The sequence below is a fragment of the Stenotrophomonas sp. TWI809 genome, assembly GCF_039673205.1.
Lineage (GTDB): Bacteria > Pseudomonadota > Gammaproteobacteria > Xanthomonadales > Xanthomonadaceae > Stenotrophomonas.
Map to the genome: position 1 here is coordinate 36,079 of NZ_JBDJLE010000014.1, position 18,129 is coordinate 54,207.

General features: G+C 67.1%; 16 protein-coding genes. 13 read left to right on the top strand and 3 right to left on the bottom strand.

Annotation, left to right across the window (positions count from 1 at the left end; genetic code table 11):
- The first annotated feature begins 12 nt into the window (after nt 1–12).
- From murC to lpxC, 6 genes are all read left to right on the top strand, one after another.
- Nucleotides 13–1,449: a UDP-N-acetylmuramate--L-alanine ligase gene (murC, locus tag ABE472_RS11910; RefSeq protein ID WP_346466264.1), complete on the top strand. Its 1,437-nt coding sequence runs from the start codon at nt 13–15 to the stop codon at nt 1,447–1,449.
- Entirely contained in the window at nt 1,446–2,429 is a 984-nt protein-coding gene (locus ABE472_RS11915; protein WP_313210224.1) for a D-alanine--D-alanine ligase, read from the top strand. Before murC ends, ABE472_RS11915 begins: the two co-directional genes overlap by 4 nt.
- Complete coding sequence (locus ABE472_RS11920) at nt 2,426–3,178, top strand: cell division protein FtsQ/DivIB (protein ID WP_313210222.1); 753 nt, start codon at nt 2,426–2,428, stop codon at nt 3,176–3,178. Before ABE472_RS11915 ends, ABE472_RS11920 begins: the two co-directional genes overlap by 4 nt.
- On the top strand, nt 3,175–4,410 hold the full coding sequence (gene ftsA, locus ABE472_RS11925; RefSeq protein WP_017355446.1) for a cell division protein FtsA: 1,236 nt from the start codon (nt 3,175–3,177) through the stop codon (nt 4,408–4,410). Before ABE472_RS11920 ends, ftsA begins: the two co-directional genes overlap by 4 nt.
- Nucleotides 4,411–4,636: 226 nt before the next feature.
- Nucleotides 4,637–5,869 (top strand): cell division protein FtsZ, encoded by a 1,233-nt coding sequence (gene ftsZ, locus ABE472_RS11930; RefSeq protein WP_019182482.1) that lies wholly within the window; start codon nt 4,637–4,639, stop codon nt 5,867–5,869.
- A 216-nt stretch (nt 5,870–6,085) separates the two neighbouring features.
- Nucleotides 6,086–6,997, top strand: a complete 912-nt coding sequence (gene lpxC, locus ABE472_RS11935; RefSeq protein ID WP_313210219.1) for a UDP-3-O-acyl-N-acetylglucosamine deacetylase — start codon at nt 6,086–6,088, stop codon at nt 6,995–6,997.
- Nucleotides 6,998–7,291: 294 nt separating this feature from the next.
- Here lpxC and ABE472_RS11940 read toward each other — a convergent pair whose 3' ends face one another.
- Nucleotides 7,292–7,732, bottom strand: a complete 441-nt coding sequence (locus ABE472_RS11940; protein WP_346466265.1) for a DUF721 domain-containing protein — start codon at nt 7,730–7,732, stop codon at nt 7,292–7,294.
- Between the two features lie 12 nt (nt 7,733–7,744).
- Here ABE472_RS11940 and ABE472_RS11945 point away from each other — a divergent pair, with 12 nt between their 5' ends.
- The 3 genes from ABE472_RS11945 (at nt 7,745) to ABE472_RS11955 (ending at nt 12,793) form a co-directional block, all read left to right on the top strand.
- Complete coding sequence (locus ABE472_RS11945; protein ID WP_319214212.1) at nt 7,745–8,695, top strand: M23 family metallopeptidase; 951 nt, start codon at nt 7,745–7,747, stop codon at nt 8,693–8,695.
- Between the two features lie 168 nt (nt 8,696–8,863).
- A complete protein-coding gene (gene secA, locus ABE472_RS11950; RefSeq protein WP_346466266.1) occupies nt 8,864–11,596 on the top strand; it encodes a preprotein translocase subunit SecA in 2,733 nt (910 codons plus the stop codon).
- 237 nt (nt 11,597–11,833) lie between these two features.
- Complete coding sequence (locus tag ABE472_RS11955; RefSeq protein ID WP_346462846.1) at nt 11,834–12,793, top strand: Nudix family hydrolase; 960 nt, start codon at nt 11,834–11,836, stop codon at nt 12,791–12,793.
- On the opposite strand, the gene ABE472_RS11960 is transcribed toward ABE472_RS11955, so the two are convergent.
- Nucleotides 12,783–13,349, bottom strand: a complete 567-nt coding sequence (locus ABE472_RS11960) for a hypothetical protein (RefSeq protein ID WP_313210209.1) — start codon at nt 13,347–13,349, stop codon at nt 12,783–12,785. The two genes, ABE472_RS11955 and ABE472_RS11960, sit on opposite strands and share 11 nt — an antisense overlap.
- A gap of 50 nt (nt 13,350–13,399) precedes the next feature.
- On the bottom strand, nt 13,400–14,227 hold the full coding sequence (gene metF, locus ABE472_RS11965; RefSeq protein WP_313210207.1) for a methylenetetrahydrofolate reductase [NAD(P)H]: 828 nt from the start codon (nt 14,225–14,227) through the stop codon (nt 13,400–13,402).
- A gap of 124 nt (nt 14,228–14,351) precedes the next feature.
- Here metF and ABE472_RS11970 point away from each other — a divergent pair, with 124 nt between their 5' ends.
- The 4 genes from ABE472_RS11970 to ABE472_RS11985 all read left to right on the top strand — a co-directional run bounded on the left by ABE472_RS11970 (nt 14,352) and on the right by ABE472_RS11985 (nt 18,112).
- Nucleotides 14,352–15,242: a TIGR01777 family oxidoreductase gene (locus ABE472_RS11970; protein WP_346466267.1), complete on the top strand. Its 891-nt coding sequence runs from the start codon at nt 14,352–14,354 to the stop codon at nt 15,240–15,242.
- 121 nt (nt 15,243–15,363) lie between these two features.
- Nucleotides 15,364–16,284 (top strand): alpha/beta hydrolase, encoded by a 921-nt coding sequence (locus ABE472_RS11975; RefSeq protein WP_346466268.1) that lies wholly within the window; start codon nt 15,364–15,366, stop codon nt 16,282–16,284.
- A gap of 20 nt (nt 16,285–16,304) precedes the next feature.
- Nucleotides 16,305–17,375, top strand: coding sequence for a histidine kinase (locus tag ABE472_RS11980; RefSeq protein WP_313210201.1), 1,071 nt, complete (start codon nt 16,305–16,307; stop codon nt 17,373–17,375).
- Nucleotides 17,372–18,112: a LytTR family DNA-binding domain-containing protein gene (locus ABE472_RS11985; RefSeq protein WP_313210198.1), complete on the top strand. Its 741-nt coding sequence runs from the start codon at nt 17,372–17,374 to the stop codon at nt 18,110–18,112. Before ABE472_RS11980 ends, ABE472_RS11985 begins: the two co-directional genes overlap by 4 nt.
- Nucleotides 18,113–18,129: the final 17 nt, after the last annotated feature.

The window sequence follows — 18,129 nt, forward strand, 5'->3', positions numbered from 1 at the left end:
GCGAGGCCGCGCATGATCCGCCGCCTCCACGACACCAACGACCTGGTACGCGCGTTCCCGCGCGTGCACTTCGTCGGCATCGGCGGCACCGGCATGAGCGGCATCGCCGAAGTGATGCTGACGCTGGGCTATGAAGTGTCCGGCTCGGACAATGCCGACAACGCCGCGACCCGCCGCCTGGCCGGCCTGGGTGCGCGCGTGATGCGCGGCCACTCGGCCGCCAATGTGCTCGGTACCGACTGCGTGGTCGTCTCCAGCGCGATCCGCGATGACAACCCGGAGTTGATGGAAGCACGCAGCCAGCGCATTCCGATCATGCCGCGCGCGGCGATGCTGGCCGAGCTGATGCGCTTCCGCCGCGGCATCGCGGTGGCCGGCACGCACGGCAAGACCACCACCACCAGCCTGACCGCCGCGGTGCTGAGCGAAGGCGGGCTGGACCCGACCTTCGTGATCGGCGGCCAGCTGCTCGCCGCCGGTGCCAACGCCAAGCTCGGCGGTGGCCAGTGGCTGGTGGCCGAAGCCGACGAGAGCGATGGCAGCTTCCTGCGCCTGAACCCGCTGGTTTCGGTGATCACCAACATCGATTCGGACCACCTGGAAAACTACGGCAACGATTTCGCCCGCGTCCAGGCCGCGTTCGCCGAGTTCCTGCAGCGCCTGCCGTTCTACGGGCTGGCGGTGCTGTGCATCGACGATCCGGAAGTGGCCGCATTGGCTGCGCAGACGCCGCGCCATGTCATGAGCTATGGCATGAGCAGCAACGCCGACGTGCGCGCCGAGGACGTGGTCCAGGACGGCCCGCGCATGCATTTCACCCTGCGCCTGCCGGAAGGCAGCAGCCACCCGGTGACGCTGGCCCTGCCGGGCGCGCACAACGTGCTCAACGCGCTGGCCGCCGCCGCCGTGGGCTGGCAGCTGGGCGTGGCCCCGGACGCGATCGCGCGTGCGCTGGAGAGCTTTGCCGGCATCGGCCGCCGCTTCAATGACCTGGGCATCGTCACCACGCACACCGGCGCCAAGGTCCGCGTGATCGACGACTACGGCCACCACCCGCGTGAGCTGGCCGCCGTGTTCGCCGCTGCCCGCGGCGGCTGGCCGAGCCAGCGCCTGGTCGTGGCGTTCCAGCCGCACCGTTACAGCCGTACCCGCGATCAGTTCGATGCCTTTGCCGCCGTGCTGTCCGAAGTGGATGCGCTGGTGCTGAGCGAGGTGTACCCGGCCGGCGAAGCGCCGATCCCGGGGGCCGATTCGCGTTCGCTGGCCCGCGCCATCCGTGCGCGCGGCCGCAGCGAGCCGGTCGTGGTCGGCAACGCCGCCGAACTGGCGCACGTGCTGCCTGACGTGCTGCAGGACGGTGACCTGCTGCTGATGATGGGGGCCGGCGACATCGGCTACATCGCCCAGCAGATCGCCGGCGAAGGTTTCCAGGAGAGCCCGGCGGCATGAACGCGCTGACCTTCCCGCCGCTGCGCCTCACCGACCCGGCCATGTTCGGCCGCGTCGCCGTGCTGCTGGGTGGCACCTCCAGCGAGCGCAACGTCTCGCTGGATTCCGGCCGCAACGTGATCGAAGCGCTGCGCGCGCGCGGCGTCGATGCGATCGCGGTCGACGGCATCCCAGCCCTGGCGCTGGCGCTGGTCGAGAAGCGCTTCGACCGCGTGTTCAACATCCTCCACGGCCATAACGGCGGTGGCGAGGACGGCATCGTGCAGGGCCTGATGGAAGCCTTCGGCGTGCCCTACACCGGCTCGGACGTGCTGGGCTCGGCGTTGAGCATGGACAAGATCCGCACCAAGCAGGTGTGGCTGTCGCACGGCCTGCCGACCCCGCGCTTCATCGCGCTGGACCAGGCCTCCGATGTCCACGCCGCCGCGGCCGAGCTCGGCCTGCCGGTGGTGGTCAAGCCGGCCAACGAAGGCTCCAGCGTCGGCATCAGCCGCGTGGTGGAAGCGGCCGGGCTGGATGAGGCGGTCGCGCTGGCGGTGCGCTATGACGGCCAGCTGCTGATGGAGCAGATGGTGGTCGGTGATGAGTTGACCGTGGCGATCCTGGGTGACCAGGCGCTGCCGTCGATCCGCATCGTGCCCAAGGGGCAGTGGTACGACTACAACGCCAAGTACATCGCCGAGGATACCCAGTACCTGTGCCCGGGCCTGGAGGGCGAGGATGAAATCGAGATCCGCCGCCTCGCACTGGCCGCGTTCCGCGCCGCCGGTTGCCGTGGCTGGGGCCGGGTGGACGTGATGCGCGACCGCAGCAGCGGCCGCTTCTACCTGTTGGAAGTGAACACCGCGCCGGGCATGACCAGCCATTCGCTGGTGCCCAAATCGGCCAGCCAGGCCGGGATCGGCTTTGAAGAGCTGGTCTGGCGCGTGCTGGAACAGACCCTGCCGGGTCACGCAGCACAGGAGCACAGCCACGCATGAACGCGGTGCTGCGCATCTTCGTCTGGTTGCTGGCCCTGTCGGTCGTGGCACTGCCCGTAGTGGCGGTGCTCAACGGCTGGGTCGGTGCCGAGCGGTGGCCGTTGGCCAAGCTGCGCGTGCACGGTGAGTTCAAGCGGGTCCCGGCCGAACAGCTGCAGCAGGTCGTGTTGCCGTACGCGAAGTCCGGCTTCTTCGCGGTCAAGCTGCAGGATGCCCAGGACGCCATCGAAACACTGCCGTGGGTGGAAAGCGCGCAGGTCCGCAAGCAGTGGCCGGACGTGCTGGAAATCACCCTGGTCGAGCACAAGCCGTTCGCGCGCTGGGGCCACGACCGCCTGCTTTCCGAGCAGGGCAAGCTGTTCGCCACGCCGAAGAAGCTGCAGGACCTGGAGCTGCCCGACCTGGACGGGCCGGACAGCCAGACTGAAGAAGTCGTGGCGCTCTACAACGATGCGCGCGCGCTGTTCGCGCCGGCCGGGGTGGACGTCAAGCGGGTCACCATGGACGCACGCGGCAGCTGGTCGCTGGTGCTGAGCAATGGCACCGAAGTGGTGGTGGGCCGCGACGATGCCCGCTCGCGCCTGCAGCGGTTCGTGCGCGTACTGCCACAGCTGGCCAACCAGGCGGCGCCGATCGAGCGCGCCGACCTCCGATACACCAATGGTTTCACGCTGAGCTGGGGTACCCCGGCTCCGGCCGCACCGGCCACGCCGGCCACTGTGGCGCACAGGACGCAGGACAGGACATGAATCGCAAGGGTGACAAATCACTGATCGTTGGTCTGGATATCGGCACCTCCAAGGTGGTGGCGCTGGTCGGCGAGTATTCGCCGGGCAATCCGATCGAGGTCATCGGCATCGGCTCGCACGAATCGCGCGGTCTCAAGCGCGGCGTGGTGGTGGATATCGAATCGACCGTGCAGTCCATCCAGCGTGCGGTCGAAGAGGCCGAGCTGATGGCCGGGTGCGAAATCCGCTCGGTGTATGCCTCGATCTCCGGCAACCACGTGCAGTGCAAGAACTCGCCCGGCATCGTGCCGATCCGCGACGGCGAAGTGACCTGGGGCGACCTGGATCGCGTGCTGGATGCGGCCAAGGCGGTGGCGATCCCGGCCGACCAGAAGATCCTGCATGCGATCCCGCGCGAGTACGTGCTGGACGATTCGCAGGAAGGCATCCGCAACCCGGTCGGCATGACCGGCGTGCGCCTGGAAGTGCATGCCCACCTGGTGGTGTGTGCACAGTCGGCGGCGGCCAACATCTCCAAGTGCGTGCAGCGCTGCGGCCTGCAGGTCGATGACCTGGTGCTCTCTTCGCTGGCCTCCAGCGTCGCGGTGCTTACCGCCGACGAGCGCGAGCTGGGCGTGGTGCTGGTCGACATGGGCGCCGGCACCACCGACCTGGCCGTGTTCGTGCAGGGCGCGATCTGCCACACCGCCTCGCTGCCGATCGCTGGCGACCACGTCACCAACGACATCGCGCACATGCTGCGCACGCCGACGCCGGAAGCCGAGCAGATCAAGGTGCGCTATGCCTGCGCCCTGGCCCAGCTGGCCACCGCCGAGGAAAGCATCCAGGTACCCAGCGTCGGCGATCGTCCGCCGCGCCGGATGCCACGCCACGCACTCGCCCAGGCAGTGCAGGGCCGTTACGAAGAGATCTTCGAGATGGTGCAGGCCGAACTGCGCCGCTCCGGTTTCGAGGAGCTGGTGCGCGCCGGCATGGTGCTTACCGGCGGTGCCTCGAAGATGGAAGGCGTGGTCGAACTGGCCGAGGAAATGCTGCAGATGCCGGTGCGCGTGGGCATTCCGCAGCACGTCACCGGGCTGGGCGAAGTGGTGGGCAACCCGGTGCATGCCACCGGCGTGGGCCTGCTGCTGATGGGCAGCCAGATCGAACACCCGCGTCGCCCGTCGCTGCCCACCGGCCGCGCCGGCAGCATGTTCAAGAAACTCAAAACCTGGTTCCGCGGCGAGTTCTGACGCGGCCCGCGGTAGAGCCGACCGTTGGTCGGCTGCATCACCTGCACCCCCGCACCACTGCAACGCAACGCACCACTGCAACGCACCACTGCAACGCAACGCACCACCGCAACACGGCAGCACCGGCAACACACAACCCACACAGCCGCAACGGCAACATGACGCGCGAAAGGCAGGAGGCCTGACCGCCCATGCCACCGAAAGCGGATACAACGAGGACACGGACATGGCGCATTTCGAACTGATTGAAAAGATGGCACCCAATGCGGTGATCAAGGTGATCGGCGTGGGCGGCGGCGGCGGTAACGCCGTGGCGCACATGGTCAGCACCAGTGTGGACGGCGTGGAATTCATCACCGCCAACACCGACTCGCAGGCGATCAAGAACTGCGGTGCCAAGCTGCAGCTGCAGCTGGGTACCAACGTCACCAAGGGCCTGGGCGCAGGCGCGAACCCGGAAGTCGGCCGCCAGGCCGCGCTGGAAGACCGCGAGCGCATCATGGACGCCCTGCAGGGTGCGGACATGGTGTTCATCACCGCCGGCATGGGCGGCGGTACCGGCACCGGTGCAGCCCCGGTCGTGGCCCAGCTGGCCAAGGAGATGGGCATCCTGACCGTCGCCGTGGTCACCAAGCCGTTCCCGTTCGAAGGCCGTCGCCGCATGCAGGTCGCGCTGAAGGGCATCGAGGAACTGAGCCAGCATTGCGACTCGCTGATCACCATCCCGAACGAAAAGCTGATCACCGTGCTGGGCCGCAACGCCACCATGATCCAGGCCTTCCGTGCCGCCAACGACGTCCTCCAGGGCGCCGTGCAGGGCATCGCCGACCTGATCGTGCGTCCGGGCCTGATCAACGTCGACTTCGCCGACGTGCGCACCGTCATGTCCGAAATGGGCCTGGCGATGATGGGCACCGGCACCGCGCGTGGCGATGACCGCGCCCAGGCCGCTGCCGAAGCCGCCATCCAGAACCCGCTGCTGGACGATGTGAACCTGGCCGGTGCCAACGGCATCCTGGTCAACATCACCGCCGGCGCCGACTTCACGATGGCCGAGTTCGACGAGATCGGCCGCACCATCGATGGCTTCGCCTCCGAAGATGCCACCGTGGTCGTGGGTACGGTGCTGGATCCGGACATGCAGGACGAAGTCCGCGTGACCGTGGTCGCCACCGGCCTGAACCGTGCCGTCACCGCCAAGACCCAGCGTCCGGGCGAGCGCGCACCGATCAAGCTGGTCCGCAACGCCACCACCGGCCAGCCGGAGTTCGGCGAGTTCGACAACGGCGGCGATGCGGTTTCCAAGGCCGTGGGCGGAATGGGCATGGGCATGGGCCTGCGTCGTCCGAGCGCCGACACCGTGGCCCCGTCGGCCCCGAGCGCGTCGGGTCCGGCTGCTGCCGAACTGCCGAACGATTACCTGGACATCCCGGCGTTCCTGCGCCGCCAGGCGGACTGAGTACTGCGTGCCGGGGCCTTGTCCTCCCCGGTAAGCACCTCCATGTCCCATGCTGCCGGGCCAGGATCGGCCCGGCAGTCTGACCGCCGTCGTGCATCGCGCACGTCCGGGCAGTGCTGTCGACGCACCACGGTTCACGGAAGGGACAGCGGTAGTGCGTGTTATTCTTGTTTGTCACAGCCGCGCTGACCGCGCGCTTTCTGGTCCTGCCCCCCGATGATTCCGCAACGCACCCTCAAGAACACGATCCGCGCCACCGGCGTTGGCCTTCACAGTGGTGACAAGGTCTACATGACCCTGCGCCCGGCCCCGGTCAATCACGGCATCGTCTTCCGTCGCGTCGATATGGACCCGGTGGTGGAAGTGCCCGCGCGTGCGGACCTGGTCACCGAAGTCACGCTGTGCACCGGCCTGACCTATCACGAGGCCAAGATCCAGACCGTCGAACACCTGATGTCGGCCCTGGCCGGCCTGGGTGTGGACAACATCATCGTGGAACTGTCCTCGGCCGAGCTGCCGATCATGGATGGTTCCTCCGGCCCGTTCGTCTTCCTGCTGCAGTCGGCGGGCATCGCCGAGCAGGACGCGCCGAAACGCTTCATCCGCATTCTCAAGACGGTGGAAGTCACCGAGGGCGACAAGGTCGCCCGCTTCGAGCCGTACGAAGGCTACAAGCTCGGTTTCACCATCCAGTTCAACCACCCGATGATCCCGGCCAAGCAGTCGCGGGCGGAAATCGACTTCTCGACCCTGGCCTACACCAAGGAAATCTCGCGCGCCCGGACCTTCGGCTTCATGCGGGATCTGGAGTACATGCGCGAGCGCAACCTGGGTCTGGGCGGTTCGATGGACAACGCCATCGTGCTCGACGAGTTCCGCGTGCTCAACGACGACGGCCTGCGCTACGCCGATGAGTTCGTGCGCCACAAGATCCTCGACGCGATCGGCGATCTGTATCTGGCCGGCGGCCAGGTGCTGGGCGCGTACGAAGGCTTCAAGTCGGGCCACGCGCTCAACAACAAGCTGGTGCGCGCGTTGCTGGCCGATGCCACGGCATGGGAGTGGGTCAGCTACGACTCGCCTGCCGCCACGGCGCCGGTGGTTTACGGGCTGCCGGCGTACGCCTGAGCCGTCATCATGTAAGTCATTGATATGAAACGAAATAGAACGGCGCCTGGGGCGCCGTTTCTGTTTCCTGCGGTCCAGGCCGATGGAAGGCGGCGTGATCTTGACGTCAATGAACCGTAGGGGTGCACAGCGCACAGATTTGTGAACCTCATCAAGGTTTCTGCCGAATTTAACGTTAATTTAATAAAACACTAACGACTGGCGGCACTGACGCCGCTACAGTGCAGACCGGCTCCCAGCCAAAGTTCACGTGATCGTGACGCGGCCGGGAAGGGGCGGGATGCCCCGATGGCTTCACGATTTGGAGGAATCCACATCGCGCAGACAAGCCAACGCGTCGCGTAGCCCTTTGTGCGTGGCGGCTGAAACAGCGTGGGGGCCATTCCTGTTGTCGACCGCTGGGGGGCGTGGGGGAGGGGCAGATGCTGTTTTGACGGTCACCTTGGTGACCTTCAGCCCGATGGACCGGGCCGCGTCGATCAACTGTGCTTCGGCAAGCCGGACCTTGGCATGCCACACGGGAGATTCGACGAGAAAAACGAGGTGCTCGCCGTTTACATTCGCCAGCCGGCAACGGGTGGCCAGTGCAGGCGGCAAATGGGGGCGCAATTGACGGTCCAGCGCGTCGAGCCACAAGGCACGACGCAGCGGGTTACCGGCTTTGTCCGCCATGACCGCATCCAGCGCCGGCTTCGGCGTGGATGGGGAACGGGCACTGGATTTCGGCTCAGACATGAAAACTCACTGATGGCATTCAAAAAGATCGTAATCAAAACGCGTGAAGGACAGGCCAAGACGCCGCTGGCGCGTTTGCGTTTCTACTTCGAAGATTCCCCCCGGGCCCTGCTGGGCGGTGTGCTGGGGGTGGGCTGCCTGATCGGCTTCGGTGCCGGTATCGGTGGCAGCATGTTCAACGATTCCCGGCTCCACGCCAAGGTCGCACAGCAGGAACGCGAGCTGGCGCAGGCCCAGAAGGACGCTCAGACCCAGGTCAACGCGCTGGCTGCGCGGATGGGCGAGCTGCAGGCGCAGGCCACCCGTCTCAATGCCCTGGGCGAACGCCTCACCCAGATGGGCAAACTGGAAGACGGCGAATTCGACTTCAACGAGACCCCCGGCCTCGGTGAAGGTGAGCCCGGCCCGACCCAGGACATCCCGGTCAGCGCGGTCAACGCCGACTTACAGGTGCTGGAGCAGCGCTTTGCTGCTTCAGGCCGCCAGCTGTCGGTGATGGAATCGCTGATGTTCGACCACCAGCTCGAACAGAACGCGGTGCCCTCGCGCATGCCGATCCGCAATACCTACATCACCTCCAACTTCGGCACCCGCAGCGATCCGTTCGGTCGTGGTGCGGCCACCCACAAGGGCATGGATTTCCACGCCAAGGTCGGTGACCCGGTGATGTCGGTGGCCGACGGCGTGGTCAGCTTTGCCGGTGTGAAGGGCGGCTACGGCAACGTGGTCGATGTGGACCATGGCAACGGCTATGTGACCCGCTATGCGCATAATTCGCGCCTGGTGGTGAAGCCGGGCGATCTGGTCCGGGCCGGCCAGGAAGTGGCCAAGGCCGGTTCCACGGGCCGTTCCACCGGTGCCCACGTGCACTTCGAGGTGTGGGAGCGCGGCCAGGTGGTCAATCCGCGCAAGTTCCTCGGTGATGGCGGCAACACCCCGGTCGGCCGCGTTTCGCGGGGCTGATCACGGTAATGAACTTGAACGGGGGTGCTTGAAACGCCGGACCCCCGTCCCAAGCTACAATGGGTGTTGCCATAGACAGGGCGCAGTGCGCCCTGTTTCGTTTGCGGCGTGCGCATCCCCTGGGGAGAGCGCCGCCGTTGGGGCGTCTCATTCCAACCGGTTCCTTCAATGATCAACAGCCTGCTTACCCGCGTCTTCGGCAGTCGTAATGAACGACAGCTGCGCCAGCTCAACCGCATCGTCGCCAAGATCAATGCGTTGGAGCCGGAAATCGAAAAGCTCTCCGACGAGCAGCTCAAGGCCAAGACCCCGGAGTTCAAGCAGCGCATCGCTGACGGTGAGGCCCTGGACAAGGTGCTTCCCGAAGCGTTCGCGGTCTGCCGTGAAGCCAGCCGCCGTGTGCTGGGCATGCGCCATTACGATGTGCAGCTGATCGGCGGCATGGTCCTGCACCTGGGCAAGATCGCCGAAATGCGCACCGGTGAAGGCAAGACCCTGGTCGCCACGCTGCCGGTGTATCTGAACGCGCTGGAAGGCAAGGGCGTCCACGTGGTCACCGTGAACGACTACCTGGCCCGCCGTGACTCGGCGCAGATGGGCAAGCTCTACAACTGGCTGGGCATGAGCGTGGGCGTGGTCTACCCGGGCATGCCGCACGGCGACAAGCGCGAGGCGTATGCCAGCGACATCACCTACGGCACCAACAACGAATTCGGCTTCGATTACCTGCGCGACAACATGGCGCTGTCCCGTGCGGACCGCTACCAGCGCGGCCTGCATTACGCGATCGTCGATGAAGTCGACTCGATCCTGATCGATGAAGCCCGCACCCCGCTGATCATTTCCGGCCCGGCCGATGATTCCCCGGAGCTGTACATCCGTGTCAACCGCGTCGTCCCGCACCTGATCAAGCAGGAGGCCGAGGAGGGCGAGGGCGATTTCTGGGTAGATGAGAAGGGCAAGCAGGTCCATCTGTCCGAAGCGGGCATGGAGCATGCCGAGGCACTGCTGGTCGAAGCCGGCATCCTCAATGCCGAGACCGAAGGCCTCTACGCCGCGCAGAACCTGACCGTGGTGCACCACCTCAACGCGGCGCTGCGTGCGCATGCGATCTATCAGCGCGACGTGGATTACATCGTGCGCGATGGTGAAGTGGTGATCGTGGATGAATTCACCGGCCGTACCCTGGCCGGCCGCCGCTGGTCCGATGGCCTGCACCAGGCGGTGGAAGCGAAGGAAGGCGTGCCGGTCCAGCGCGAGAACCAGACCCTGGCGAGCATCACCTTCCAGAACCTGTTCCGCATGTACAAGAAGCTGTCCGGCATGACCGGTACGGCCGATACGGAAGCCTACGAATTCCAGAGCATCTACAACCTGGAAGTGGTGGTGATCCCGACCAACCGCCCGACCATCCGCAAGGACGGTTCGGACCAGGTGTTCCTCAACCGCAACGGCAAGTTCAACGCGGTGCTGGCCGATATCCGGGCCTGCAACGAGCGCGGCCAGCCGGTGCTGGTGGGTACCACCTCGATCGAAACCTCGGAGATGCTCTCCGAGCATCTGCGCAAGGCCGGTGTGCACCACGAAGTGCTCAACGCCAAGCAGCATGACCGCGAAGCGACGATCATCGCCAACGCCGGCATGCCGGGCGCGGTGACCATCGCCACCAACATGGCCGGCCGTGGTACCGACATCGTGCTGGGCGGTTCGCTGGAAGCGCAGCTGCATGAGCTGGGCGAAGAGGCGACGCCGGAACAGCGCGCCCAGGTCAAGGCCGAGTGGCAGGTCCGTCACGATGCGGTTAAGGCGGCCGGTGGCCTGCACATCGTCGGCACCGAGCGCCATGAGTCGCGCCGTATCGATAACCAGCTGCGTGGCCGTTCGGGCCGCCAGGGCGATCCGGGTTCGTCCCGCTTCTACCTGTCGCTGGAAGACAACCTGATGCGCATCTTCGCCTCGGACTGGGTCCAGAAGGCGATGCGCATGATGGGCATGAAGGAAGACGACGTCATCGAGGATCGCCTGGTCAGCCGCCAGATCGAAAAGGCGCAGCGCAAGGTCGAAGCGCACAACTTCGATATCCGCAAGAACCTGCTGGACTTCGACGACGTCAACAACGATCAGCGCAAGGTGATCTACAGCCAGCGCGATGAGCTGCTGGATGCGGAGTCGGTGAAGGACAACGTGGATGGCATCCGTGGCGATGTGATCTTCGATGTGGTGGCGCGCTTCGTGCCGCCGAACTCGATCGACGAGCAGTGGGACCTGCAGGGTCTGGAAGCAACGCTGGCGTCGGACTTCGGCATCGACATGTCGCTGACCGACCTGGTCAAGGCACACGAAGAGCTGGATGCCGAGGGCATCGCCGAGAAGGTGCAGGCCAAGGTCGACGAGCACTTCGCGGCGAAGGAAGCCGGCGTGGGTGACGAGACCATGCGCGCGCTGGAGAAGCACGTGATGCTGACCGTGCTGGACCAGAGCTGGAAGGAGCATCTGGCGCGCATGGACTACCTGCGCCAGGGCATCTACCTGCGCGGTTATGCGCAGAAGCAGCCGAAGCAGGAATACAAGAAGGAAGCCTTCGAACTGTTCTCGGAGATGCTGGAGAACGTGAAGCGCGAAGTGGTGACGTTGCTGGCGCGCGTGCGTATCCGCAGCGAAGAGGAAGTGGCGGCACTGGAGCAGGCCGAGCGCCAGCAGGCGGAGGCCCGTCTGCTGCAGTCGCAGTTCCAGCATCAGGACGCGGGCGGTTACGGTGCGGACGAAGAGGCCGCGCAGGTGGAGGCGGCGCAGAACGGCGTGCCGCAGGTCACCCGCGATGAGCCGAAGGTCGGCCGCAATGATCCGTGCCCGTGCGGCAGCGGCAAGAAGTACAAGCACTGCCATGGTCAGCTGAGTTGATCGGCTGATTGGACGTGCCGAAGAAGCCCCGCCTTGTGCGGGGCTTTTTTTTGGTTCTTCTTCCATCCGCGTGGCAGGTATGTGGTGCGCGTTGACCCTTCCAGGCACGGCGGTCGCTGCGGGGCCCTTACGCGCGCGGCAGCTCCGAGCGGAGACGCCACCACGAGCCACAACGAGCCCCCACAACTACCCGCAGGGGCATTGCGTCACGGGCCCCGGTTTGGGCATCCTCGGGGTATGTCATCTCCCCTTCGTTCGATCCATGTCGTGGCCGGCGTCATCACCGACGCCCGCGGCCGCATCCTGCTCAACCGTCGTACCGAGAACCGCGATATGGCCGGCCTGTGGGAGTTCCCGGGTGGCAAGCGGGAGCCCGGCGAGACCTCCGAGGAGGCGCTGGTGCGGGAGCTGCGCGAGGAGCTGGGGATCGAGGCGGAGATCGGTGAGTGGATCATGGATGTCCCGCAGATCTACCCGGACAAGCGGCTCCGTCTCGAGGTGCGCCGGATCCAGAGCTGGAAGGGCTCGCCGCGGGGCCGCGAGGGACAGGCGATCACCTGGGTGGCGCCGGACAAGCTGCACCGGTATTCGATGCCGCCGGCGGATCTGCCGGTGGTGGCGGCGTTGCGGCAGCCGGACCGGTATCTGATCACGCCGGAGCCGGAGGGGGAGGAGGACAGCCTCCACCAGGCCTGGCTGGGGCGGCTGGCGCAGGCGCTGGAAAGCGGGGTGCGCCGGGTGCAGCTGCGTACGCCGTCCAGTCCGGCACGGGTGGCCTTGGCCGAGCGGGTGATCCAGCAGCATGGGCCGCGCACGCAGTGGCTGGTCAACCGGGATATCGACCTGGCCGGTCGGTTGGGGGTCGGGGTGCACCTGGGCAGTGAGCAGCTGCTGGCGCTGGACGCGCGGCCGCTGCCGGTGGGTCAGCTGGTGGCCGCGTCCTGCCACGATCTGGCGCAGCTGCAGGCGGCGCAGCGATTGGGCTGCGACTTCGCGGTGCTGGGGCCGGTGCAGGCGACGGCCAGCCATCCGGGGGCGGCGCCGCTGGGCTGGGCGGCGTTCGAGGCGCTGCGCGAGCAGGTGTCGTTGCCGCTGTATGCGCTCGGCGGGATGACCCCCGGTGATATCGAGGAGGCGCGCCGCCACGGGGCGCAGGGCATTGCGGCGATCCGATCGCTGTGGCCGGCTACAGCGTGATCCAGAAGCAGCCGTACTGACGGCGCAGGCCGAATACGGTCCTGGCCGGGGTGGCGGTGCTGCCGAGGGTCTGTTCGATGCGCAGGCCGACCGGGCGGGGCCGCGAGGGGGCCTCCACAGCGCCCGCAGCGGCGAGTGTCGGGTCCACCCACACTGGCGTGCTGTCCGGGTAGACCGGCGCGATGTCGATCAGCGGGCGTCGCACCACCGATTCCAGACGACCGATGATCTGGTTCGCCGTGGCGTTGGAGACGTTGCTCCACAGGTAGATCGAGGACAGCCGGTTCACGTCCTGCGCGCTGACCGCGTCGCGGATCTGCCCGGTCAGTTCACTGAGCCGGCGCGCGCAGCCGGCGCGGTAGATGCCGGTGTTGCCGACGCTCGCGGTGCGCGGCGGGAGTCGTGAGGTGGCACCCAGTGCATCGCAGCGGCGGTCGGTGAAGACGGTTTCGCCCTGCGCGTTGGTGCAGCGGTTCACGCGCTGCGGCGCCTGCGCCAGGGCAGGCGGCGAGGGCAGGCACAGTGCACACAGCAGGAGCCACACGAGCGGTTTCATCGCAGCAGCGTAGCGGCGCGGGTGTTATCTGCAAGCGATGCGTGGCGGCCTCAGCCGCGCAGCAGTTTCAGGACCTGGGTGGTCGGCTTGGCCAGGTTGAGCGTGTAGAAGTGCAGGCCCGGCGCACCGCCAACGACCAGGCGTTCGCACAGGCTGGCGACGACCTCCGCACCGAACGCGCGGACCGAGTCGGCATCGTCGCCGTAGGCCTGCATGCGCTTGCCGATCCAGCGCGGAATCTCGGCACCGCACTGCTCGGAGAAGCGGCGCAGCTGGCTGAAATTCGAGATCGGCATGATGCCCGGCACGATCGGTACGGTGACCCCCAGCTTGCGCACCGCATCGACGAAGTGGAAGTAGGCATCGGCGTTGAAGAAGTACTGGGTGATCGCGGCATCGGCACCGGCGTCGATCTTGGTCTTGAAGTGCTTCAGGTCCAGCAGCGCGTCGTTGGCCTGCGGGTGGGTCTCCGGATACGCGCCCACTTCGATGCGGAACGCATCGCCATGCTCGGCGCGGATGAAGCTGATCAGTTCGGAGGCATACCGCAGGTCGCCGGGGTGGCCCATGCCCGAGGGCAGGTCGCCGCGCAGGGCGACGATGCGGCGGCAGCCGATCGCGCGGTACAGCTTGAGCAGTTCGCGGATTTCCTCGCGGCTGCCCCCGACGCAGGACAGGTGCGGGGCGGCTTCGAAACCATGGTGCTGCTTGAGGTGGCGCACGGTTTCGGAGGTATAGCTGAGGGTTGAGCCGCCGGCACCGAACGTACACGACACGTATTCCGGCGCGAACACCTTGAGCTTGGCCGCGGTCCGGTCCAGCTGGGCGCGCTGCTCGTCGGTCTTGGGCGGATAGAACTCGAAGCTGATGGCGGTCATGGCGGGGGTGCGTCGACGGGTGTGGCTCAATCATATCTCTTCATCGCGATGAATGTGAAGTGCTTCGATGTGCCGTGCACGCCGGGCCGGGTACAGTGAGCGCTGATCTTCCGGAGCAATCGCCATGCAGATTCTCGTGACCGGTGGCACCGGCTTCATCGGCAGCCGCCTGTGCGCGCGCCTGCTGGCCGAGGGCCATGACCCCATCGTCCTCACCCGGCGGCCTGGCCGGAACCCGCAGAAGGGCGTGCGCAGCGTTGCAGCGCTGGCGGAGGTCGGTCCGGTCCAGGCGGTGGTCAACCTGGCGGGCGAGCCGTTGATGGACGGCCGCTGGAGTGATGAACGCAAGCAGGCGTTGCGCGATTCCCGGATCGGCACGACGCAGGCGCTGCTGGCCTGGATGGCCGCGCTGCCCGAACGGCCGAAGGTGCTGGTGTCCGGCTCGGCGATCGGCTGGTACGGCCCCCGCGACAGCGCACCGCTGGATGAGACCGCCGCGCCGGGGCACGACTTCGCCGCGATGCTGTGCCGGCAGTGGGAGGCCGAGGCGTTCAAGGCCGAGGACCTCGGCGTGCGCACCTGCGTGCTGCGGACCGGCATCGTGCTCGAACGTGAGGGCGGCGCACTGCAGAAGATGCTGCCACCGTTCCGGATGGGGCTCGGCGGGCCGATGGGCGATGGGCGGCAGTGGATGAGCTGGATCCATCGCGAGGACCTGGTCGGGATGATCCTGTGGCTGCTCACCACCGACCGGGCACGCGGCGCCTACAACGGCACCGCGCCCGGCACGGTCACCAACCGGACCTTCGCCACCACGCTGGGCGAGGTGCTGCACCGTCCGGCACGACTGACCACCCCGGCATTCGCGTTGAAACTGGGCTTCGGGGAAATGAGCGGGCTGCTGCTGACCGGGCAGAACGTGCAGCCGGCGCACGCGTTGGCGGAGGGGTTTGTCTTCCAGTATCCGTCGCTGCCTGAAGCGTTGCAGGCGATCGTGGGTGCGCCGGATCGCTGAGGCGGGGATGTTCATCCGCCACTGCCGACCGCTCATCGTCTGTCTGCCGCCGCTGCTCATGTAATCGCCCCGGCGGCGACGTCCCGCGGCAGTCTTCATGCTCACCCAGCAGGAGCCTGCCATGTCGACCGTCCGTCCCCGCCGCCTCTACTCCATCGCCCCGTTGGCCGCGCTCGCGCTGACCGCATGGGCCACCTTGGTCAGTCCCGCGCATGCCGCCACCGAGCATTTCCAGGATCTGCAGGTCGAGGTGATCGGCAGCGGCCGGCCGGTGCTGATGATCCCGGGCCTCAACAGCGGTGCGCAGGTCTGGCGTGAGACCTGCGCCGCGCTGCAGCCACAGGTGCAATGCCACTTGATACAGCTGCCCGGCTTTGCTGGTGCGCCTGCGGTGGCCAGCGATGACTTTCTGAGCGCCATGCGTGACCGCCTGCTGGCCTACAGCGCGGACCGCAAGCTCGATCATCCGGCCGTGATCGGCCACAGCCTCGGTGGTGTGCTGGCGCTGCAGATGGCGATCGCGGCGCCGCAGAAGATCGGGCCACTGGTGATCGTCGATGCCCTGCCGTATTTCGGCGCGGTCCAGAATCCGACCGCGACGCCGGCCACGCTCAAGCCGATGGCCGAGCAGATGCGGGCCGGGATGCTTGCCGCCGACGCCACGCAGTACGCGGCGCAGACCGACGCCGCCGTTGCCAACATGGCGCACGCCCCCGAGCAGGTTGCGACCTTGAAGCTGTGGGGACGCGACAGTGACCGCGCCACCACCGCCAACGCGATGTACTCGATGACGATGACCGACCTGCGCCAGCCGATCGCCGGCATCACGGCCCCGGTGCTGGTGCTGGGCGCGTGGGCGGCCTATCAGCCGTTCGGTGCGACCGAAGCCAGTACGCGGCAGGTATTCGCCACCCAGTACGCCGCGCTGCCCGGCGTGCGGATCGAGATGAGCCGCGCCGGCTACCACTTCCTGATGTGGGATGATCCGCGCTGGCTGCAGACGCAGATCCGGGGCTTCCTTGATCTGCCTGCAGCGCCCTGATCGAGGCCGGCGTGGAGACGATGAGCGAGAAGCGGACAGCACGCGATACCGGTTTCTGGTGGCGCAACAGCGTGGTCTGGTTGGCCTACCTTGGCGTGAGCCTGCTGCTCGGGTTCACCTACGGCGGGCACTGGTCCGGCATCGTCCTGATCTCGCTGATGGTGTCGCTTTCCCTCTGGGTGGGCAGCGCGTTCATCCGCAGCTATGCGCTGCGGCATGACTGGTTGCAGCGCGATCTGCTTGGATTGACGTGGCGGCTGCTGCTCGCGGTGGTGATCGTGGCGGCGGCCGCCCAGGTGGTCACCGCCGCCGCGCTGTTGCCCGCGTTGGCCTGGGACTGGGTGCAGCTGCCGGGACAGCGTGCGAACTATCGCCCGGCCGCTGTGTTCGGCTACTGGTTCAATACCGCCATCGTTCTGAGCGTGTGGTGCGCACTGTGGACCGGCCGCCGCGCGCTTCAGCGTGCCCGGCGCAGCGAGATGGCGCAGCTGCGCGCCGAAGCGCAGCGGGCGACGCTGGAGCACCAGGCGCTGCGTGCGCGGCTCAATCCCCACTTCGTGTTCAATGCGCTCAACAACCTGCGGGCCCTGATCAATGAAGACCCGGTGCGTGCACGCGACATGGTCACCCATCTCTCCAGCACGCTGCGGCACGCCCTGGTGCATACCGACGGGGGCTGGGTCACTTTGGCCGAGGAGTGGCGCGTGGTACAGGACTACCTGGCGGTGGAGGCGATCCACTACGAGGACCGCTTGCGCGTTCACACCGACATTGAGCCGGCCGCGCTGTCCGCACGGCTGCCGCCGATGGCGCTGCAGCTGCTGGTGGAGAATGCGATCAAGCACGGCATCGCCGTCCATCCCGGCGGCGGTGAGCTGACGATCCGCGTGCGCCTCGATGGTGGCCGGCTGCGGGTGGCGGTGGACAATCCCGCCGCGCACGACGCCAGCAGCGAAGGCCACGGCATCGGGCTGGCCTATCTGCGCGCGCAGCTGGGCATCGACGCGGCGCCCTCTTCATCCAGCCGGGGCACGTTCCTGCTGGAGCGACAGGGTGAGCGCATGCTGGCCCGCCTGGAGGTGCAGCAATGAGCGCCTTACTGCGGGTGTTGATCGTGGACGATGCGCGACTGGCGCGCCGCGAGCTGCGTACCCTGCTGGCGGCGATCCCGTGGGTGGTGTGTGTCGGCGAGGCCGACGACGTGCCCGCGGCCCGCGAGGCGATCCTGCGCGAGCAGCCCGATCTGGTGTTGCTCGATGTGCAGATGCCCTCGGGCGAGGGCTTCGATGTGCTCGACGGACTGGAGACGGTGCCGATGGTGGTGTTCGTCACCGCTTACGACCAGTACGCGGTGCGCGCCTTCGAAACCAACGCGCTCGACTACCTGGTCAAGCCGGTGGAGGCAGGCCGCCTGCAGGCGGCGCTGGAACGCGGCCGGGAGCGCCTCTCGGCACCGGCCGCCCCCACTGCGGCGGACAGCGTGCGCGATGCGCTGGGTGCCGAGGATCAGGTGTTCCTGCGCGATGGGGAGCGCTGCTGGTTCGTGGCGCTCGGGGAGATCCGCAAGGTCGTGGTTGACGGCAACTACGCGCGGCTGTGGTTCCGCGACCAGAACGCGGTGCTGGCACGCAGCCTCAGCACGCTGGAGGCACGGCTGTCGCCGGCGCTGTTCTTCCGCGCCAACCGCAACACCCTGGTCAATCTGCGACGTGTGCGTGCGATCGAACCGTCCCTCGGCGATGGCTACGACCTGACCCTGGATGATGGCAGCCAGGTGGAGGTGTCGCGGCGGCAGGCCCGCGAGCTGCGTGAGCGGCTGGCGCTGTAGGGCACGCGCCGCACGCG

What these genes read in the sequence shown, in the direction of transcription:
- murC (WP_346466264.1), top strand. Translation starts at nt 13, where the DNA reads ATGATCCGCCGCCTCCACGACACCAACGACCTGGTACGCGCGTTCCCG.
- ABE472_RS11915 (WP_313210224.1), top strand. Translation starts at nt 1,446, where the DNA reads ATGAACGCGCTGACCTTCCCGCCGCTGCGCCTCACCGACCCGGCCATG.
- ABE472_RS11920 (WP_313210222.1), top strand. Translation starts at nt 2,426, where the DNA reads ATGAACGCGGTGCTGCGCATCTTCGTCTGGTTGCTGGCCCTGTCGGTC.
- ftsA (WP_017355446.1), top strand. Translation starts at nt 3,175, where the DNA reads ATGAATCGCAAGGGTGACAAATCACTGATCGTTGGTCTGGATATCGGC.
- ftsZ (WP_019182482.1), top strand. Translation starts at nt 4,637, where the DNA reads ATGGCGCATTTCGAACTGATTGAAAAGATGGCACCCAATGCGGTGATC.
- lpxC (WP_313210219.1), top strand. Translation starts at nt 6,086, where the DNA reads ATGATTCCGCAACGCACCCTCAAGAACACGATCCGCGCCACCGGCGTT.
- ABE472_RS11940 (WP_346466265.1), bottom strand. Translation starts at nt 7,732, where the DNA reads ATGTCTGAGCCGAAATCCAGTGCCCGTTCCCCATCCACGCCGAAGCCG.
- ABE472_RS11945 (WP_319214212.1), top strand. Translation starts at nt 7,745, where the DNA reads ATGGCATTCAAAAAGATCGTAATCAAAACGCGTGAAGGACAGGCCAAG.
- secA (WP_346466266.1), top strand. Translation starts at nt 8,864, where the DNA reads ATGATCAACAGCCTGCTTACCCGCGTCTTCGGCAGTCGTAATGAACGA.
- ABE472_RS11955 (WP_346462846.1), top strand. Translation starts at nt 11,834, where the DNA reads ATGTCATCTCCCCTTCGTTCGATCCATGTCGTGGCCGGCGTCATCACC.
- ABE472_RS11960 (WP_313210209.1), bottom strand. Translation starts at nt 13,349, where the DNA reads ATGAAACCGCTCGTGTGGCTCCTGCTGTGTGCACTGTGCCTGCCCTCG.
- metF (WP_313210207.1), bottom strand. Translation starts at nt 14,227, where the DNA reads ATGACCGCCATCAGCTTCGAGTTCTATCCGCCCAAGACCGACGAGCAG.
- ABE472_RS11970 (WP_346466267.1), top strand. Translation starts at nt 14,352, where the DNA reads ATGCAGATTCTCGTGACCGGTGGCACCGGCTTCATCGGCAGCCGCCTG.
- ABE472_RS11975 (WP_346466268.1), top strand. Translation starts at nt 15,364, where the DNA reads ATGTCGACCGTCCGTCCCCGCCGCCTCTACTCCATCGCCCCGTTGGCC.
- ABE472_RS11980 (WP_313210201.1), top strand. Translation starts at nt 16,305, where the DNA reads ATGAGCGAGAAGCGGACAGCACGCGATACCGGTTTCTGGTGGCGCAAC.
- ABE472_RS11985 (WP_313210198.1), top strand. Translation starts at nt 17,372, where the DNA reads ATGAGCGCCTTACTGCGGGTGTTGATCGTGGACGATGCGCGACTGGCG.